General features: G+C 64.2%; 2 protein-coding genes. Both read left to right on the top strand.

The window, feature by feature from the left end:
* Window positions 1-413: 413 nt before the first annotated feature.
* Window positions 414-710 carry a co-chaperone GroES gene (gene groES, locus RCJ92_RS15775; protein ID WP_054820525.1) on the top strand — a complete coding sequence of 99 codons (297 nt, stop codon included), beginning with the start codon at window positions 414-416 and terminating at the stop codon, window positions 708-710.
* 102 nt (window positions 711-812) lie between these two features.
* On the top strand, window positions 813-1,868 hold a 1,056-nt coding region (gene groEL, locus RCJ92_RS15770), incomplete at its 3' end, for a chaperonin GroEL (protein ID WP_446755106.1).

The raw sequence follows: 1,868 nt of genomic DNA, 5'->3' as shown, positions 1-1,868 counted from the left end.
GGGATCCCGCTGTTCCTGGCGCTGTGGCTCGGCCACCGCATGCTCACCAAGTCCAAGGTGGTTGCGCTGAAGGACATGGACCTCTCCTCCCCGGAGGATGCTGGCCTGGTCGAGGTGGACCCGCGCTAACCCCGATTCTCCGCTCTCCGCGCTGACCCGGATCCGGCCTGCCGCCGGGTCCGGGTCAGCTGTCAGTGAACCAGCAGCAACACGAATCCCGATCATTAGCACTCGCCTTGACCGAGTGCTAATTTTCGTCCTAAAGTCATCAATGGATGCAGTACCCGATCCCGATCGGGCGCGGCAGTCCATGCCTTACTGGATATGACCAACTGGCACCGCGACGACGGTTGGAGCAATGCCACGGGGCGTTACCGTTTTTTCCATTGGTTCATAAACGAAAAGGAGAGACTGTGTCTGTCTCTATCAAGCCACTCGAAGACCGCATTGTCATCAAGCAGGTCGAAGCCGAAACCACCACCGCCTCCGGCCTGGTGATCCCGGACTCCGCCAAGGAGAAGCCGCAGGAAGGCACCGTTGTGGCCGTTGGACCGGGTCGCATTGACGACAACGGCAACCGCGTTCCGCTGGACGTCAACGAAGGCGACGTCGTGCTGTACTCGAAGTACGGGGGCACCGAGGTCAAGGTCGGCGCCGAGGAGTACCTGGTGCTCTCGGCCCGCGACGTGCTGGCAGTTGTCGTCAAGTAACGTCACCCACCTTTCGTAGCCGACCGAGCCCCGCGCAGCGAGACCCTCGCGATTCGGGGCTTTGCGTCGACTACGACCCAAGAATTCATAGGGAGTCAATGCATGGCCAAGCAGCTAGCATTCAACGAGGAAGCACGCCGTGCCCTCGAGGCGGGCATCGACAAGCTCGCCGACACCGTGAAGGTGACCCTGGGCCCACGCGGGCGCAACGTCGTGTTGGCCAAGAGCTGGGGCGCACCGACCATCACCAATGACGGGGTGACCATCGCCCGGGACATCGACCTGGACGACGCCTACGAAAACCTTGGCGCACAGCTGGCCAAGGAAGTGGCCACCAAGACCAACGACGTGGCCGGTGACGGCACCACTACCGCCACCGTGCTGGCACAGGCACTGGTGAAGGAAGGCCTGAAGAACGTGGCCGCCGGCGCCGCCCCGGGCGATATCCGCAAGGGCATCGAACTGGCCACCGAGATCGTCGCCGCCCGCCTGGCGAAGAACGCCGTGGACGTGGAGGACAAGGTCGCCAACGTGGCCGCCATCTCCGCCCAGGACGAGGAAATCGGCGAACTGCTCGCCGAGGCCTTCAAGACCGTGGGTACCGACGGGGTCATCACCATCGAAGAGTCCTCCACCACCGCCACCGAACTGGTGGTCACCGAGGGCATGCAGTTCGACAAGGGCTACCTCTCCCCGCAGTTCGTGACCGACACCGACCGCCAGGAAGCCGTCCTGGAGGACGCGCTGATCCTGATCAACCCGGGCAAGATCTCCACCGTGGCAGAGTTCCTGCCGCTGCTGGAAAAGGTCCTGGAGACGAAGAAGCCGCTGCTGATCATCGCCGAGGACGTGGAGGGCGAAGCCCTGTCCACCCTGGTGGTCAACAAGCTGCGCGGCCTGCTGAACGTGGTGGCCGTCAAGGCCCCGGGCTTCGGCGACCGCCGCAAGGCCATGATGCAGGACATCGCCATCCTCACCGGCGCCCAGGTCGTCTCCTCGGAGCTGGGTCTGTCGCTGGACCAGGTCGGCACCGAGGTGCTCGGCTCGGCCCGCCGCGTGACCATCACCAAGGACTCGACCACCATCGTGGACGGCTCCGGATCCGATGAGGACGTCGCCGAGCGCGTCTCGCAGCTGAAGGCCGAACTGGATCGCACC

Source organism: Glutamicibacter sp. BSL13, assembly GCF_052928425.1.
This window is presented reverse-complemented; position numbering and strand designations above follow the sequence as displayed.